This is a genomic window from Micromonospora sp. HB375, assembly GCF_017872985.1.
GTDB classification, from domain to species: Bacteria; Actinomycetota; Actinomycetes; order Mycobacteriales; family Micromonosporaceae; genus Micromonospora; species Micromonospora chalcea.
This window is the reverse complement of the sequence record NZ_JAGGJO010000001.1, coordinates 5519117-5534253: the sequence shown is the minus strand read 5'-3', so window position 1 is coordinate 5534253 and position 15137 is coordinate 5519117. Positions and strand designations below refer to the sequence as shown.

Annotated in this window: 17 protein-coding genes and 1 riboswitch; of the genes, 7 read left to right on the top strand and 10 right to left on the bottom strand. The window is 73.6% G+C overall.

What is annotated here, in order from left to right; all coding sequences use genetic code 11:
* Nucleotides 1-13: 13 nt before the first annotated feature.
* Entirely contained in the window at nt 14-1456 is a 1443-nt protein-coding gene (gene gndA / locus J3R08_RS24335; RefSeq protein ID WP_043331024.1) for an NADP-dependent phosphogluconate dehydrogenase, read from the bottom strand.
* A gap of 344 nt (nt 1457-1800) precedes the next feature.
* Between gndA and J3R08_RS24330 the strand changes: the two genes are divergently transcribed.
* Entirely contained in the window at nt 1801-2094 is a 294-nt protein-coding gene (locus J3R08_RS24330) for a hypothetical protein (RefSeq protein WP_069087973.1), read from the top strand.
* 277 nt (nt 2095-2371) lie between these two features.
* On the opposite strand, the gene J3R08_RS24325 is transcribed toward J3R08_RS24330, so the two are convergent.
* The 3 genes from J3R08_RS24325 to J3R08_RS24315 all read right to left on the bottom strand — a co-directional run bounded on the left by J3R08_RS24325 (nt 2372) and on the right by J3R08_RS24315 (nt 5295).
* Entirely contained in the window at nt 2372-3172 is an 801-nt protein-coding gene (locus J3R08_RS24325; RefSeq protein WP_043329026.1) for an energy-coupling factor transporter transmembrane protein EcfT, read from the bottom strand.
* Nucleotides 3169-4587: an ABC transporter ATP-binding protein gene (locus J3R08_RS24320; protein WP_209962902.1), complete on the bottom strand. Its 1419-nt coding sequence runs from the start codon at nt 4585-4587 to the stop codon at nt 3169-3171. Before J3R08_RS24320 ends, J3R08_RS24325 begins: the two co-directional genes overlap by 4 nt.
* Nucleotides 4588-4704: 117 nt before the next feature.
* On the bottom strand, nt 4705-5295 hold the full coding sequence (locus J3R08_RS24315; protein ID WP_064448685.1) for an ECF transporter S component: 591 nt from the start codon (nt 5293-5295) through the stop codon (nt 4705-4707).
* A gap of 75 nt (nt 5296-5370) precedes the next feature.
* Nucleotides 5371-5477: riboswitch (TPP riboswitch) on the bottom strand.
* Nucleotides 5478-5553: 76 nt separating this feature from the next.
* Between J3R08_RS24315 and J3R08_RS24310 the strand changes: the two genes are divergently transcribed.
* The 4 genes from J3R08_RS24310 (at nt 5554) to J3R08_RS24295 (ending at nt 9813) form a co-directional block, all read left to right on the top strand.
* A complete protein-coding gene (locus tag J3R08_RS24310; RefSeq protein ID WP_209962900.1) occupies nt 5554-6390 on the top strand; it encodes an alpha/beta fold hydrolase in 837 nt (278 codons plus the stop codon).
* A complete protein-coding gene (locus J3R08_RS24305) occupies nt 6387-7136 on the top strand; it encodes a sugar isomerase domain-containing protein (RefSeq protein WP_030503141.1) in 750 nt (249 codons plus the stop codon). The genes J3R08_RS24310 and J3R08_RS24305 overlap by 4 nt, the downstream gene beginning before the upstream one ends.
* Nucleotides 7137-7227: 91 nt before the next feature.
* Complete coding sequence (locus tag J3R08_RS24300) at nt 7228-7731, top strand: DUF6328 family protein (RefSeq protein WP_104112434.1); 504 nt, start codon at nt 7228-7230, stop codon at nt 7729-7731.
* Nucleotides 7732-7839: 108 nt separating this feature from the next.
* The gene (locus J3R08_RS24295; protein WP_209962898.1) at nt 7840-9813 is read left to right on the top strand and encodes an acyl-CoA dehydrogenase family protein; all 1974 of its coding nucleotides are present in this window, start codon (nt 7840-7842) and stop codon (nt 9811-9813) included.
* Between the two features lie 395 nt (nt 9814-10208).
* Here the strand turns inward: J3R08_RS24295 and J3R08_RS24290 are convergent, their stop codons facing one another.
* The 6 genes from J3R08_RS24290 to J3R08_RS24265 all read right to left on the bottom strand — a co-directional run bounded on the left by J3R08_RS24290 (nt 10209) and on the right by J3R08_RS24265 (nt 14150).
* On the bottom strand, nt 10209-10814 hold the full coding sequence (locus J3R08_RS24290) for a hypothetical protein (RefSeq protein ID WP_187694290.1): 606 nt from the start codon (nt 10812-10814) through the stop codon (nt 10209-10211).
* Between the two features lie 52 nt (nt 10815-10866).
* Entirely contained in the window at nt 10867-11169 is a 303-nt protein-coding gene (locus J3R08_RS24285) for a metalloregulator ArsR/SmtB family transcription factor (protein WP_030503145.1), read from the bottom strand.
* Nucleotides 11170-11212: 43 nt separating this feature from the next.
* Complete coding sequence (locus J3R08_RS24280; protein WP_043329036.1) at nt 11213-12088, bottom strand: metal ABC transporter permease; 876 nt, start codon at nt 12086-12088, stop codon at nt 11213-11215.
* A gap of 1 nt (nt 12089) precedes the next feature.
* Complete coding sequence (locus J3R08_RS24275; protein WP_030503147.1) at nt 12090-12854, bottom strand: metal ABC transporter ATP-binding protein; 765 nt, start codon at nt 12852-12854, stop codon at nt 12090-12092.
* The gene (locus J3R08_RS24270; protein ID WP_209962896.1) at nt 12851-13798 is read right to left on the bottom strand and encodes a metal ABC transporter substrate-binding protein; all 948 of its coding nucleotides are present in this window, start codon (nt 13796-13798) and stop codon (nt 12851-12853) included. The genes J3R08_RS24275 and J3R08_RS24270 overlap by 4 nt, the downstream gene beginning before the upstream one ends.
* An 88-nt stretch (nt 13799-13886) precedes the next feature.
* Entirely contained in the window at nt 13887-14150 is a 264-nt protein-coding gene (locus J3R08_RS24265; protein ID WP_030503149.1) for a DUF6703 family protein, read from the bottom strand.
* Nucleotides 14151-14177: 27 nt separating this feature from the next.
* On the opposite strand from J3R08_RS24265, the gene J3R08_RS24260 reads away from it, so the two are divergent.
* The gene (locus J3R08_RS24260; protein WP_030503150.1) at nt 14178-14519 is read left to right on the top strand and encodes an antibiotic biosynthesis monooxygenase; all 342 of its coding nucleotides are present in this window, start codon (nt 14178-14180) and stop codon (nt 14517-14519) included.
* Nucleotides 14520-14613: 94 nt separating this feature from the next.
* A complete protein-coding gene (locus J3R08_RS24255; protein WP_043329042.1) occupies nt 14614-15087 on the top strand; it encodes a hypothetical protein in 474 nt (157 codons plus the stop codon).
* The last annotated feature ends 50 nt before the right edge of the window (nt 15088-15137 follow it).

The following is a 15137-nucleotide window of genomic DNA, read 5'->3' as shown; positions in this document are numbered from 1 at the left end:
TGCCCGGCCGGGCTCACGCCTCCACTTCGGAGCGGTCGCCCGCCCAGAGCGTGTGGAACGAGCCGTCCCGGTCCACCCGGTGGTAGGTGTGCGCGCCGAAGTTGTCCCGCAGCCCCTGGATCAGCGCGGCCGGCAGCCGCTGCGCCCGCAGCGCGTCGAAGTAGGCCAGCGACGACCCGAAGGCCGGTGCCGGCACGCCCGCCCGGGCCGCGTCGGCCACCACCCGTCGCCAGGCCGGTACGCCGGCGCTGACCCGCTCGGCGAACCACGGCGCGACGAGCAGCGTCGCCAGGTCCGGCTCCGCGTCGTACGCCTCGCGGATGCGGTCCAGGAAACCGGCCCGGATGATGCAGCCACCCCGCCAGATGGTGGCCGTGCCGCCGAGGTCGATGTTCCAGTCGTATTCCCGGCTGCCGGCGCGGATGTGGTCGAAGCCCTGCGCGTACGCGACGATCTTGCTGGCCAGCAGCGCGCGGCGCACGTCCTCGACGAACGTCTCCCGGTCGTCCACCTGCCACTTCTCGCCCGCGTCGGCGAACACCCGGCGGGCGGCCTCGCGCTGGCCGGCGTGCCCGGACAGCGACCGGGCGAACGTGGCCTCGGCGATGCCGGTGATCGGAATGCCCAGGTCGAGCGCGCTCTGCACGGTCCAGCGGCCGGTGCCCTTCTGCTCGGCCTGGTCGAGCACCACGTCGACGAACGCCTGACCGGTTGCCGCGTCGGTGTGGCCGAGCACGTCGGCGGTGATCTCGATGAGGAACGACCCCAGCTCGCCGCCGTTCCACTCCCGGAAGATCTCCGCGATCTCCGCCGGGCTCGCCGACAGACCGGCCCGCAACAGGTCGTACGCCTCGGCGATGAGCTGCATGTCGGCGTACTCGATGCCGTTGTGCACCATCTTCACGAAGTGGCCCGCGCCGTCCGGCCCGACGTGCCGGCAGCAGGGCTCGCCGTCCACGTGCGCGGCGATCTTGGAGAAGATCGGCCCCAGCTTCTGGTACGACTCGGCCGACCCGCCGGGCATGATGCTCGGGCCGAGCAGCGCGCCCTCCTCGCCGCCGGACACGCCGGTGCCGACGAAGTGCAGCCCGTGCGCGCGCAGCGCCTCCTCCCGGCGGCGGGTGTCGGCGAAGTGCGCGTTGCCGCAGTCGACGACGATGTCGCCCTCCTCCAGCAGCGGGACCAGCTCGTCGATCACCGCGTCGGTCGGGGCGCCGGCCTTCACCATCACGATCACCGCGCGGGGCCGCTCCAGCGAGCCGACGAAGTCCGCGAGCGACTCCGACGGCACGAACGTGCCCTCGTCGCCGTGCTCGGCGACCAGGCTGCGGGTACGTTCCGGCGACCGGTTGTGCACCGCCACGGCGAAGCCGTTGCGGGCCAGGTTCCGGGCCAGGTTGCGGCCCATCACCGCCAGACCGGTGACCCCGATCTGCGCCGTCGCCTGCTCTGCCATGCGTACCGCCACCTCTCGTCCGTACTGCCGTGCTGCGACCGTATCGCGGCCGTCGAGGATGTGGGCGACGGTGTCCACAGGGTGTGACCGGTGGGTGGCCGTACGTCCCTCGGCTTAATTCGGCTGCGGGACTCGTCGGTGGCGGGATAGCGTTGCCGCATGCGTATGTGACGCCCCACCTCCGAGCCCGGTCCACCGCCGCGAGTGCCGTGGACCCGTCCTGCTCCGGGCGTCCGCATCCTTCCCCGCCACCGTCGGTCGCGGTGTCTGTCGCGATCGGAATGCGCCGGAGTCCTCGCTCGGCGCGTCCCGGTCGGCGCGCCCGCACGACAGGAGGCCCGCGAATGCCCGCGAAGCGCAATCCGAAGAAGTCCCGCAAACAGTCCTCGCCGCAGGTGACCGCGCCGGCGCTCGACGCGCTCACCGCGCCGCCCGCAGTGGTGCTCCCGACGGAGCCGGTGGCGTCCGCCGTGTCCCTGGACGCGGCGCCGCATTCGGCGTCACCGGAGACTCCGGTCCTGCTCAGCGCGCCCGCGACGCCGCCCCGATCCGGCCCACCGGCAGGGCGGCAGGCCCGGGTCACCGGGCGCAGCCAGCGCGCCGGCCAGACCCGCTTCTACGCGTTCCGCCGGAGCTGACCGGCAGGCCGGTTCCCGTCGCCCGCTGCCCGGGCAGGCCCCTCATCCGGGTCCTTGCCCGGGCAGCGTTTCTCCTTCCCGCCGCTCGCCCCCACCGCCGGTGTCCCTAGAGATCTTGGAAGATTTCGGCCCCTATAGGGACCATTTCCTACCAAGATCTTCCCCGACGTCGGTCGATCATGAAGTTGGCGGCGACAAAACGGGCAACCCGTGCCGTCAACTTCATGATCAACGGGGCGGGGCGGGGCGGGGTGCGGCGGGGCAGGGCGAGGGGGGGTCAGCCGATCAGGGGGCGGAAGGTGCCCAGGGCGATGCTTGTCGCCAGAGCGGCGGCGGCCAGGAGGGCCGCTCCCACGACCAGCAGCGTGTCCGCGCCGGTGAAGCGCTGCGGGCGGGCCACGGTGCGCGGCGTACCCGCGTCGAAGCCCCGGGCGTCCATCGCGACGGCGAGCCGTGTACCGCGCCGGATCGCGCCCACCAACAGCGTGAACGCGGTCGACCCGAACAGCCGCAGCTTCGCCACCGGATTGCGGCCGGCGTCCACGCCACGGGCCCGCCGGGCCATGCTGATCATCCGCCACTCCTGCTCCAGCAGCGGCACCATCCGGAACGCGGCCAGCGCGCCGATGGCGAACCGGGCGGGCGCCTTCGCGTTCTGGATCAGCGCGTCGGCCAGGTCGGTCGGGTCGGTGGTGGCGAACACGACGATGCCGGGCAGCGCCACCGCGAGCATCCGCAGCACCAGGCCCAGCGCCGTGACGAGCACCCCTTCGGTGACCAGGACCGGCCCGGCCTGGAGCAGCACCGGGCCGGAACGGTCGGCCGCGAAGAGCACGAGCGTGACCAGGATGCCGACGGCACCGGCGAGCAGCGGCCAGGCGCGGCGGGCCAGCACCCGGTAGCGGACGCCGAACAGCGGCAGCACCGCGAGTTCGACGGCGATGGCGACGGCCGGGGCCACCGGATCGAGCGTCGCCACCAGGATCAGCGTGAACACCATCGCGGCGGCCAGCTTCGCCACCGGGTTGCGCCGGGCCAGCGGAGCGCCCGGGGCGGCGACCGGTTCGACGTTGATCACGAGGACGCCCCCAGGGTGAGCGTCCGGTCGGCCAGCGCGGCCACGAAGTCCTCGTCGTGGGTCACCGCCACCACGCCGTGCCCGGCGTTGCGCAGCTCGGCGAGCAGGTCGATCAGTTCCAGCCACGTGCGCCGGTCCTGGCCGAACGTGGGCTCGTCGCAGATCAGCAGGCGGGGCGCGGTGGCCAGGGCCGTCGCCACGCTCAGCCGCCGCGCCTCGCCACCCGAGAGGGTGTACGGGTTGGCGCCGGCCAGCCGGTCCAGCCGCAGCCGCTCCAGCAGTGCGTCCACTGTAGCGCTGACCGCTGCCTCGGGCTGCCCGGTGCGGCGCGGGCCGAGCGCCAGCTCGTCGCGGACGGTGGCGGTGACGAACTGGTGTTCCGGGTCCTGGAACACCGAGCCGATCCGGCGTACCAGCGCGGGCGCCCGCCAGCGGTGCGGGGGAGTGCGCGCGTCCCGCCCGGCCAGTTCCGCCGACGCGGTGACGCCGCCCGTGCCGGGTTTCAGCAGGCCGCCCAGGAGCAGCGCCAGCGTGGACTTGCCGGCCCCGTTGGGGCCGAGGACGGCGAGCGCCTCGCCGGCGCGTACCCGAAGATCGGTGGGGTCGAGCCGAGGCGGCAGGCCGAGCCGCTCCGCGGTGAGCAGCACGTCGCCGGGCGGCGTGGTGGCGTGCCGGGGTGGCGTGACGTGGCCGGGTACCCAGACCCCGGCGGCGGCCAGCGCGTCGCCGTGCGCGGCGAAGACCGCAGCGGGCGGCCCGTCGGCGCGCACCCCGCCGCCCGGTTCCAGCACCACCACGCGGTCGACCAGCGGCAGCGCCTCGGTGACCCGGTGCTCCACCAGGACCATCGTGGTGTCCGTGTCGAGCGCGTCCGCGACGGCCCGGCGGATCAGCGCGGCGCCGGCCGGGTCGAGGTTGGCGGTGGGCTCGTCGAGCAGCAGCAGTCCGGGGCGCAGCGCGAGCGTGCCGGCCAGGGCGAGCCGCTGCTGCTCACCGCCGCTGAGCGCGGCGGTCGGCCGGTCCCGGGGGTACGGGAAGCCGACCCGGCGCAGCGCCTCGTCGACGCGGGGCCAGATCTCCCCGGCGGGTACGCCCCGGTTCTCCAGCCCGAACGCGACGTCGTCACCGGAGCGGGCCATGACGAGCTGGGTTTGCGGATCCTGGAACAGGATGCCGACGCGCTCGCGGGCCTTGCGCGGGTCCAGCCCGTCGATCTCGACGGTGCCCTCCTGCTCGCCGGAGTCCTCCGGCAGCAGCCCGGCCAGCGCCGCCAGCAGCGTGCTCTTACCGGCGCCGGAGGGTCCGAGCAGCAGCACCCGCTCGCCGCTCTCCACCCGAAGATCCACCCCGCGCAGAGCCCAGCGTTTCCGTCCCCCGTGCCGCCACCCGAACCCCCGCAGCACCACCCCGCTCACCGCCCACCACCCCCTCTCCCGGCCCAGCCTGCGTGATCAAGGAGTTCGCGTCCGGAAAACCGTGCCCGGCGGACGCAAACTCCTTGATCACCGGGGCGGGGCGAGGCGAGGCGAGCCTCAGACCAGGGCGCGGTCGCGGCCGGCGGGGAAGCGGTCCAGGACGCCGGTGTTCGCCAGCGCGCGGGTGAGGGCCACCGCACCCAGGCCGGCCACCAGCAGACAGCTGAGCACGCCGAACGCGATGTAGGGCAGCCGGAACGTCGTCCAGCTCGTGCCGGGGTACCAGTAGAGAGCGTCGAACAGCGTGGCGAAGAGGCCGCCGCACGCGCCGGCGAGCGCCGCCGTGAGCGGCCGGTGGAGGCGGTACCGGGTGGCCGCGAAGACCGCCTCGACGCCCAGGCCCTGCACCGCGCCCTGGAGGATCGCCATCGCACCGTAGGGGGAGCCGAGCAGCACCGAGACGGCCGAGGCGACGGTCTCGGTGAGCAGCGCCGCCCCCGGCTTGCGGACGATGAGCGCGCTCAGCACGGCCGGGATGAGCCAGACGCCGTACATGACCGACTGGAGCGGGGCGAAGAAGGCGAACGGCCCGTCGCTGCCCTTCCAGAGGATGTTCCAGAGCTGGAACACGACGCCGAAGGTGACGGCGATGACCGAGGCGACGACGATGTCGACGGTACGCCAGCGGTTGCTGTCGGTGTGGTTCACGGTTGGCTCCCAGTTCGTCGAGGTGAACCAGGAGAAGACGCACGCCGCGCCCGGTGGTCACCGGACGGCGACGCGGCTGGAGGTCGACCGAACTCCCTGCGCTGGCATTACCCAGATCAGGTTCGAGGGTCTGCGGGCACCGGCCCGCACTCTCAGCGCTGTGCGCTCCCCTGTCGGATGTGAAGTTGTCTCGTCGCAGACGCTAGCACCGACCACGGGCCCCGGCCCAGCAGGGCGAGTGTCGGTATGGTGGCGATCATGCTGGTGGATGCGCGGGGACTGACGTTCGAGGTACGCGCCGGTGGCCCCGAGGGCGGTGACCCGGTCCTGCTGCTGCACGGCTTCCCGCAGCACTCCGGCGAGTGGGACGCGGTCACGCCCGCGCTGCACGCCGCCGGGCTGCGCACGTACGCGCTCGACCAGCGCGGCTACTCGCCCGGCGCGCGGCCGGCGGACGTCGGGGCGTACCGGATTCCGGAGCTGGTGGCCGACGCGGCCGGCGTGCTGGATTCCCTCGGGGTGACCCGCGCCCACCTGGTCGGCCACGACTGGGGCGCGATCGTGGCGTGGGGTCTGGCGGCGGCGCACCCGGAGCGGGTGCGGACGCTGACCGCGGTGTCGGTGCCGCACCCGGCCGCGATGGGGCACGCGCTCGCCACCGACCCGCGGCAGAAGGTCAAGTCCGCGTACATAGCGTTGTTCCGTAAGCCCGGTACGGCGGAAAAGGTGCTGCTGGCGTGGAACGCCGCCACGCTGCGCAAGCTGCTCAGCGGCGTGGGCGACGCCGGCGCGGTGGCCCGGTACGCCGAGCCGATGCGCGAGCCGGGGGCGTTGACGGCGGCGCTGAACTGGTATCGCGCGATGACCGGGGCGGACATGAAGGCGGTCGCCCCGGTCGGGGTGCCCACCACGTTCGTCTGGAGCGACAAGGACGTGGCGATCGGCCGGACGGCCGCGCAGGCGTGCGCCGCGCACGTCACAGGTGACTACCGGTTCGTGACGCTGCCCGGCGTCAGCCACTGGATCCCGGACGAGGCGCCCGGCCCGCTGGCCGAGGCGATCCTCGCCCGGTGCGCAGGAACGGAGGAGGCATGACGGTGAGCGCCGAGGCGTACCTGGCGGTGGTGACCGAGACGATCGGCCGGGTCGCCGCCGAGCAGCGGCGCAACGTGGCCGACGCGGCCGACCTGATCGCAGCGGCGCTGCGCGCCGATGGTGTGGTGCACGCGTTCGGCACCGGGCACTCCGAGGCGCTGGCCATGGAGATCGCCGGTCGGGCCGGCGGGCTGGTGCCCACGAACCGGATCGCGTTGCGTGACCTGGTGCTGGTCGGCGGCGATCCGGCCGACGTGCTCGGCCCGAAGCTGGAACGCGACCCGGCGGTGGCGCACCGCCTCTACGAGCTGGCGCCGATCCGGCCGCAGGACGTGTTCGTGCTCGCCTCGAACTCGGGCGTGAACGGGGCGATGGTCGAGTTCGCGTCCATCGTGAAGGAACGCGGGCACGGGCTGGTGGCGATCACGTCGGCGCAGCACTCGGCCCGGATGACGTCGCGGCACCCGTCCGGCCGCAAGCTCGCCGACTTCGCCGACGTGGTGCTGGACAACGGCGCCCCGTACGGCGACGCCACGCTGCCGCTGCCGGGCGGCGGCGCGGTGGGCGCGGTCTCGTCGATCACCGCGGCGCTGCTCGCCCAGCAGATCGTCGCCGAGGTGGTGGCCCGGCTGGTCGCGGCGGGGGAGCGTCCGCCGGTCTACCTGTCCGCGAACATCACCGGCGGCGACGAGCACAACGCCGAGCTGGAGGCACGGTACGCGGGGCGGATCCGCCGCGGTTCCTGAACCGGTTTCGTGATCATCCGTACGGGGCACAGGCGGTCCTGCCGGTGGGCGTTCACCCGCCGGCCGTGCCGTCTCCCGGGGAGGTCCGCGAGTGTCGAAGGAATCCGAGAAGCAGCGCTGGCAGCGCAACTTCGCCGATCTGTTGCAGGAGCTGCGCGTCGCGCAGACCGGCGTGCAGATCCTGTTCGCCTTCCTGCTGACGCTGCCGTTCAGCGCCGGGTTCGACCGGACCACCGAGTTCCAGCGTGACATCTACATCCTGGCGCTGCTGACCGCCGCCGCGTCCGCCGCGATGATCATTTCTCCGGTCGCGTTCCACCGGGCGCTGTTCCGCCAGGGCCGCAAGCCGGAACTGGTCCGCTTCGCCCACCGGATGGCCACCGGCGGCCTGTTCTTCATGCTGATCGCGATGGTCAGCTCGGTCCTGCTGGTCTCCGACTTCGTGCTGGACCGGCCGATCGCGTTCCTGCTCAGCGCGCTCACCGGCCTCTGGTTCCTGATCTTCTGGGCGATCCTGCCGTTCAGCCGCCGCAACTGGGGCGACGACGACATCGACGACGAGGACGACGACCCGCAGACGCTCACCGGCGGCTGACCGTCCGCCAAATCGGACGTGCACGCGGCGCTACCCCTGGGTAACACCCGGGGGTAGCGTCGTTTTCGTCGAGCGCGTCGACGCAGCCGGACCGACGAGGAGGCAGCCGTGACCACGACACAGAACAGCCGGCCCGAGTCCCCCGACGGCGCGGAGCCGCTGCCCGGAGAGGCGGGCCAGGTCACCGAGAAGGAGGCCCGCCAGGTCGCCGAGGCGGCCCGCGAGTCGGCCTGGGACCGGCCCAGCTTCGGCAAGGAACTTTTCCTCGGCCGGTTCCGGCTCGACCTGATCGACCCGTGGCCCCGCCCCGACCCGGCCGAGGTGGCCCGTGCCGACGAGTTCCTCGGCTCGCTGCGGGCGTACCTGGGGTCCGAGGTGGACGGTGAGGCGATCGAGCGGGACGCGCGCATCCCCGACGAGGTGTTCCACGGACTGGCCGGGCTGGGCGCGTTCGGCATGAAGATCGACCGCAAGTACGGCGGACTGGGGCTGAGCAACCTGCACTACTGCCGGGCGCTGATGCTCGTCGGCTCGGTGAGCCCGGCGGTCAGCGCGCTGCTCTCCGCGCACCAGTCGATCGGCGTGCCGCAGCCGCTGAAGATGTTCGGCACGCCCGAGCAGAAGGACCGGTTCCTGCCTCGGCTCGCCGCCGGTGAGGTCTCCGCGTTCCTGCTCACCGAGCCGGACGTCGGCTCCGACCCGGCCCGGCTCGCCACCACCGCCGAGCCGACGGCGGACGGCACCGGCTACCGGCTCAACGGGGTGAAACTCTGGGCCACCAACGGCACGCTCGCCACCCTGCTCGTGGTGATGGCCCGGGTGCCGGCCGGCGAGGGGCGGCGCGGCGGCATCACCGCGTTCGTGGTGGAGGGCGACAGCGACGGCATCACCGTCGAGCGGCGCAACTCCTTCGTCGGGCTGCGCGGCCTGGAGAACAGCCTCACCCGCTTCCACGACGTGTTCGTGCCGGCCGAGAACGTGATCGGCGGCGAGGGCAAGGGCCTGAAGATCGCGCTGACCACGTTGAACACCGGCCGTCTCTCGCTGCCGGCGATGTGCGTGGGCGCCGGGAAGTGGGCGCTGAACGTGGCCCGGGAGTGGGCGGCGGACCGGGTCCAGTGGGGCCGACCGGTGGCCGAGCACGAGGCGGTGGCGAAGAAACTGTCGTTCATCGCCGCCACCACGTACGGCATGGAGTCCATGCTCGACCTGTCCTGCATGCTCGCCGACGACGACCGCAACGACATCCGGATCGAGGCGGCGCTGGTCAAGCTCTACGCCAGCGAGATGGCGTGGCGGATCGCCGACGAGCTGATCCAGATCCGCGGCGGACGCGGGTACGAGACGGCCGACTCGCTCGCCGCCCGGGGCGAACGGCCCGCCGCCGTCGAGCAGCTCCTGCGTGACCTGCGGATCAACCGGATCTTCGAGGGCTCCACCGAGATCATGCACCTGCTGATCGCCCGCGAGGCGGTCGACGCGCACCTGTCGGTGGCAGGCGACATCATCGACCCGGACGCCGGGCTGGGCCGCAAGGCGAAGGCGGGCGCGCGGGCCGGCGCCTTCTACGCGAAGTGGCTGCCCACGCTCGCTGTCGGCAAGGGGCAGACGCCCGGGGCGTACCAGGAGTTCGGGCCGCTGGCCGGGCACCTGCGCCACGTCGAGCGGACCTCCCGCAAGCTGGCCCGGTCGACGTTCTACGCGATGTCCCGGTGGCAGGGGAAGATGGAGCGTAAGCAGGCGTTCCTCGGCCGGGTGGTGGACATCGGCGCGGAGCTGTTCGCGATGAGCGCGGTCTGCGTCCGGGCCTACGCCGAGCGGGACGCGCACCCGGAGAACGTCGAGCTGGCCGACCTGTTCTGCCGTCAGGCGCGGCTGCGCGTCGACGAGCTGTTCACCGGCCTGTGGTCGAACACCGACTCGGTCGACGTGGCCGCCGCCAAGCGGATCGTCGCCGGCCGGTACGCCTCGCTGGAGGACGGCGTCCTCACGCCGCCCGCCGACCTGCCGTGGGTGGCGCGCTGGGAACCGGGGCCGTCCACCGCCGAGGACGTGCGCCGCCGCATCCCGCCGGCCGGCTGACCAACCGCTACGCCTCGGCGCGCCCGCGCGGCGGTCGTCGTCCGCCGGTGCGGTGCCGGGTTCCGGCGTGCTGCGCCTGCGGACGGCGTCGCCCGTCGGTCCACGCGGGCGACTGCCCGGCCGCGCAGGAACTTCGGCCGCGCCCCACCGGTCTCCGTTCCCGAACCGGGGGAGCGAGCTGGTGTCGCGGCGTGGCCCGGGCCCGTGGCCGTGGTGCCGGACCTGCGGCGTGCCGTCGGACCGGCGGTCCTCAGGCGGGGCCAGCGACCCGTTACGCGGTGTCACGTGGTGCCAGAGGAAGGACTCTGTTTTTGGCGTTATGCCTCTCGGTCATAAATATGACTGAGAGGCATAACGCCGAGAAGTGCATCAGCCGGGAGCCGGGAGCCGGTCCGTCAGCGGCCGCCGCGCAGCCCCAGCCCGCGCAGCTCCAGCGCGGCGAGCGCGTCGACAGTCGCGTCGTCGCCGCGCCGCCACGCCTCGGCGACGTCCGGCGCGATCCGGTTCAGCTTCGACAGCGGCTGACCGGCCAGCGCGCGCAGCGCCAGCAGGTCCCGGCCGGCCGGCGCGCCGGCCAGGGCCTTCGCCGCGCCTGCCCGGCGCATCCAGCGCACCCGCAGCGGCAACCAGCCGAACAGCACCAGGCCGAGCGGGAACACCAGCACCGCGACGGTCAGCCCGAGCGCCAGCTGCCCGACCAGTTCCTGCTGGTCGCGGCCGGCCTCGGCGACCGCGCGGGCGGCGTCGGCGGCCCGGGTGAACGGCGCGGTCAGCTCGTCGCCGACCAGCGGCACGCGGCCGACCTTGCCGCCGGCGTCGGCCAGGTTGTCGGCGAGGCCACCGCCGGCCCCCTCCAGCTTCTGCCCGGGTACGGCGAGCTTCTCGACCACGTCGTGCAGCCACAGCGCGAAGCGGATCGCCGCGTACACCCAGACCACCACGAGCAGGTCGGTGAGGAACTGGCGGGCGGCGGTGGGAAAGCGGTCGGCGTAAATCTTCACGCCGGACAGCCTGCCACGACTCGGCCCTGCCGGCACGAGACAGTTTCGCGCCTCAGGAGGGCCCTTCACCGGCGTGGCTGACCGCGTCCGCCACGATGTGCGCGACGTGGTCGTCCACCAGGGCGTACGCGATCTCCCGGCCGCGCCGCGACCCGCGTACCACCCCGGCGCCGCGCAGCACCCGCAGGTGCTGGGAGACCAGCGGCTGTGGCGCGCCGAGCTTCTCGACCAGCTCGTGCACGCAGCGCTCGCCCTCGGCCAGCTCGCTGACGATCGCGAGCCGGATCGGGGCCGAGAGCGCGCGCAGCAGGTCACCCGCGCCCTCGAAGGCGTCGTACCCGTTCGTGCCGGTCACCCTGTAACGGTAACCAATCCCAGCTGCGTCAGCCGGTAGGGCCTCATCCGAGCAGCACCTCGTGCTCGGCGGGCTCGACCGGCGGCGCGGCCCGGTCGCTCCCGCTCCGGCGTCGCAGCGCCCGCACACCGGCCGCGCCGAGCGCGACCAGCAGGAACGAGCCGATCGCCACCAGCACCACCGACGCGCCGGGCGCGGTGTCCGCGGTGGCCGCCACCCAGACCCCGGCGCCGGCGGCGAACAGCCCCAGGGCCATGGCCGCCGCCATGGTGGACCGGAAGCCCCGGGTCACCTGCTGCGCGGTGGCCACCGGCACCACCATCAGCGCGCTGATCAGCAGCACCCCGACCGCCCGCATGGCGATGGTCACCGTGATCGCGGTGCCGACCGCGATGATCAGGTTCAGCGCGCGTACCGGCAGGCCGGAGACGCGCGCGTACTCCTCGTCGTGGCAGACCGCGAACAGCGCCGGGCGCAGCACCAGCATGGTCACCAGCAGCGCCGCGCCGAGCACGCCGATGGTGACCAGGTCGCCCTGCGAGGTGGTGGTCAGCGACCCGAACAGGTACGCGTTGAGCGCCCCGCTGCTGGCGTCGGAGAGCCCGACCAGCACCACGCCACCGGCGATGCCGCCGTAGAACAGCAGTGCCAGCGCCAGGTCGCCGGAGGTGCGCCCGTACGCGCGGACCAGCTCGATGACGATCGCGCCGAGCGTCGCGGCGATCACCGCCACCAGCACGGGGGAGCGGTTGAGCAGCAGGCCCGCGCCGACGCCGGTGAGCGCCACGTGCCCGATCCCGTCGCCGATCAGGGCCAGCCGCCGCTGCACCAGGTAGATGCCGAGCGCGGGCGCGGCCAGCCCGATGATCAGCGCGCCGACCAGGGCGCGGAGCATGAAGTCGTACTGGAAGAGGTCCATCTCAGATGCCTGTCCAGAGCCGGGCGGGCTCCTCGTCGCAGTGCGGGTGCACGTGCTCGTGGTCGGGGTCGGCGTGGTGGCCGGCGGGTTCCGGCACGGCGCCGTCGTGGGCGATGCCGCCCTGGTGCACCACCACGGCCCGGCTGATCAGCGGGCGCAGCGGGCCCAGCTCGTGCGCGACGAGCAGCACCGTGCCGCCGCCGTCGCGGAACGAGCGCAGCGCCCCGGCGAACGCCTCCTGGCTGGCCGCGTCCACCCCGGCGGTCGGCTCGTCGAGCACCAGCAGCTCCGGCCCGCCGGCGAGCGCGCGGGCGATCAGGGTGCGCTGCTGCTGGCCGCCGGAGAGCGTGGACACCGGGTCGCCGGCCCGGTCGGCGAGCCCGACGGCGTCCAGCGCCGCCGCCACCGCCTCCCGGTCCGCCCGTCCGGCGGGCCGCAGCACGCCGCGGCGGGCCAGCCGCCCGGACGCCACCACCTCGCGTACGGTGGCGGGCACTCCGCTGCCCGCGCCGAGCCGCTGCGGCACGTACCCGATTCGGTGCCACTGCCGGAAGCGGCGCTGCGGCGTGCCGAACAGGGCGACCGACCCGGCGCCGACCGGCACCAGGCCGAGCGCGGCGCGCACGAGCGTCGACTTGCCGGAGCCGTTGGCGCCGAGCACGGCGACCACCTCGCCGGCGGTCACTGTCAACGAGACGTCACGCAGCACCGGGCGGCCGTCGTAGCCGACTGTGGCGTGCGCGATCTCGATCACGGGTGGGGTCATGAACAGTCCAGAGCGGTTCGCAGGGTCTGCAGGTTGGTACGCATCGCGGAGAGGTAGTCGCCGTCGGCGGGCGGGCCCTCCAGCGGGTCCAGCACCGCCGTCTTCGCGCCCACCTCACGCGCGATCGTCTCGGCGACCTTCGGGCTGACCAGCGTCTCGAAGAAGATCGTGCCGGCCTGGTGCTCCCGGGCCTCCTCGGCGACCTCGGCGAGGCGCTGCGGCGACGGCTCGGACTCCGGGGTGAGCCCGCTGATGCCGATCTGCTCCAGCTGGTAGCGCTCGGTGAGGTAGCCGAACGCGGTGTGGCTGGTGACGATCTCCCGGCGCTTGCAGGTGCGCAGGCCGTCGGCGTACTCGGTGTCCAGCTTCGTCAGCTCGGCGCGCAGCGCGCCCGCGCGGGCGGTGTAGTCGGCGGCGTGCTCCGGGTCGGCCTTGCCGAGGCGCTCGGCGAGCTTGTCGCCGATGGTGGCCAGCCGGGTCGGGTCGAGCCAGACGTGCGGGTCCTTGCCGCTGCCCTCCCCGGAGTGCCCGGCCTCGCCCTCGTGGTCGTGGTCGTGGCCACCGGCGGCGGCGTCGCGCAGCGGCGTCACGCCCGCCACGTCGAACGCGCGGTCGCCGCCGTTCTGCTCCACCGCCTCGTCCACCGCCGGCTGGAAGCCGCTGAGGTAGACGACCACGTCGGCGTCGACGACCTGGCCGACCTGCCGCGGGTTGAGTTCCAGGTCGTGCGGCTCCGCGCCGGGCTTGGTCAGGTTGCTGACCGAGACCGTGTCGCCGCCGATCCGCTCGGACAGGAACTGCAGCGGGTAGAACGCGGCCACCACGCCGACCTTGCCCGGCTCGCTCGCGGCGCCGGTGCCGTCCGCGCAGGCGGTCAGGCCGGCGGCGGCGAGCAGGGCGGTTGCGGTGGCGGTCAGGACACGGCGGGGTGCGCGAACGGTCATGGGCTCAACTGTCCGCGACAACGAAAACTATTGTCAAAAACGCATGATTGCATGTCAGCGCAGGTCAGCTCGGCTCTGCTTCCGTACGTCAGCCGACCATGAGCTTCGCCAGCGCCACCGCGATCAACAGGGTGAGCATCACCAGCCGGAACATCCGGGTCGCCGGCGCCTGCACCGGCCAGGTGACCGACATCAGCCACACCAGGCCGCCGGCCAGCGCCAGCAGCAGGACGCCGCCCGCCGGGCCGGGCGCGAAGAGGCCGACCAGCATCAGGGCCAGTACGGCGAGGAACACCGCCGTCGGGTTGAGCCGTGCCAACCGGGACAGCACGGGACTCTGCGTACGCTGCATGCCACAAACTCTACGAGGAGGAACGCCGTGCTGGTCACCAACCGGTTCGTGGTGGAAGCCGAAACGGTGGACGAGTTCACCCGGGAGGCGCACGCCGCGCTGGCCGCGCTCGCCGCCCGCCCCGGCTACCTGCGCGGTGAACTGCTGCGGGCGCTCGACGACCCGGACCACTGGTGCCTGCTCACCGAGTGGGAGTCGGTCGGGGCGTACCGGCGGGCGCTCGGCGGGTTCGACGTCAAGGTCACCGCCGTGCCGCTGCTCGCCCGATCGGTGGACGAGCCGTCGGCGTACGAGACGCTCGCCAGCGCCGCCCCCGAGGGTGAGATCGTCGTCGTCGCCAGCGATCGGGCCGCAGGTCCTTACCGGTGAGTGCCGGGGCACTACCCTGGCGCGTATGACCGCTCCCGGACCGGCCGCACCACCCCCGTCGTCAGTTCCGCCCGCGCCGCCGGCGGACCCTGGGGTGCCCGCGCCGCCGCAGGGACCCGGCGCCGCGCCGCCGTTCGCCGCCCCGCCCACCGAGGGCGGGCGGACCCGGCTCTGGCTCGGCCTCGGCGCGGGCGCGCTCGCCGTGCTGATCTGCTGCGGCGGAGGCGGCGCGGCGGTGGTCGGCCTGGCCGTGAGCAACGCCCAGGCGATCGGCGAGCAGGGCCGGGCCGTCACCAGCGACTACTACCAGGCACTGGTCGCCCGGGAGTGGTCCAAGGCGTACGACACGCTCTGCGACGACCTCCGCCGACGCGAACCGCGGCCCGAGTTCGTGCGGCGCGTCGCCACCGAGCCGCAGATCTCCGGCTACCGGGTCGGCGAGGTCGACATCACCACGCTCACCGTCCCGGTGGACGTCACGCTGGCCGGCGGTCGGCGGGAGGCGCAGACCGTGACGCTGGCGCCGGACCAGCAGACGGGCGGCGTGGAGGTCTGCGGGGTGAGCTGACCGGCCCCCGGTATTCTGCTGGGCTCGGGACGAACGCGGTCGTACCGTTG

What these genes read in the sequence shown, in the direction of transcription:
- J3R08_RS24280 (WP_043329036.1), bottom strand. Translation starts at nt 12,088, where the DNA reads ATGGACCTCTTCCAGTACGACTTCATGCTCCGCGCCCTGGTCGGCGCG.
- J3R08_RS24305 (WP_030503141.1), top strand. Translation starts at nt 6,387, where the DNA reads ATGACGGTGAGCGCCGAGGCGTACCTGGCGGTGGTGACCGAGACGATC.
- J3R08_RS24275 (WP_030503147.1), bottom strand. Translation starts at nt 12,854, where the DNA reads ATGACCCCACCCGTGATCGAGATCGCGCACGCCACAGTCGGCTACGAC.
- J3R08_RS24330 (WP_069087973.1), top strand. Translation starts at nt 1,801, where the DNA reads ATGCCCGCGAAGCGCAATCCGAAGAAGTCCCGCAAACAGTCCTCGCCG.
- J3R08_RS24265 (WP_030503149.1), bottom strand. Translation starts at nt 14,150, where the DNA reads ATGCAGCGTACGCAGAGTCCCGTGCTGTCCCGGTTGGCACGGCTCAAC.
- J3R08_RS24270 (WP_209962896.1), bottom strand. Translation starts at nt 13,798, where the DNA reads ATGACCGTTCGCGCACCCCGCCGTGTCCTGACCGCCACCGCAACCGCC.
- gndA (WP_043331024.1), bottom strand. Translation starts at nt 1,456, where the DNA reads ATGGCAGAGCAGGCGACGGCGCAGATCGGGGTCACCGGTCTGGCGGTG.
- J3R08_RS24310 (WP_209962900.1), top strand. Translation starts at nt 5,554, where the DNA reads ATGCTGGTGGATGCGCGGGGACTGACGTTCGAGGTACGCGCCGGTGGC.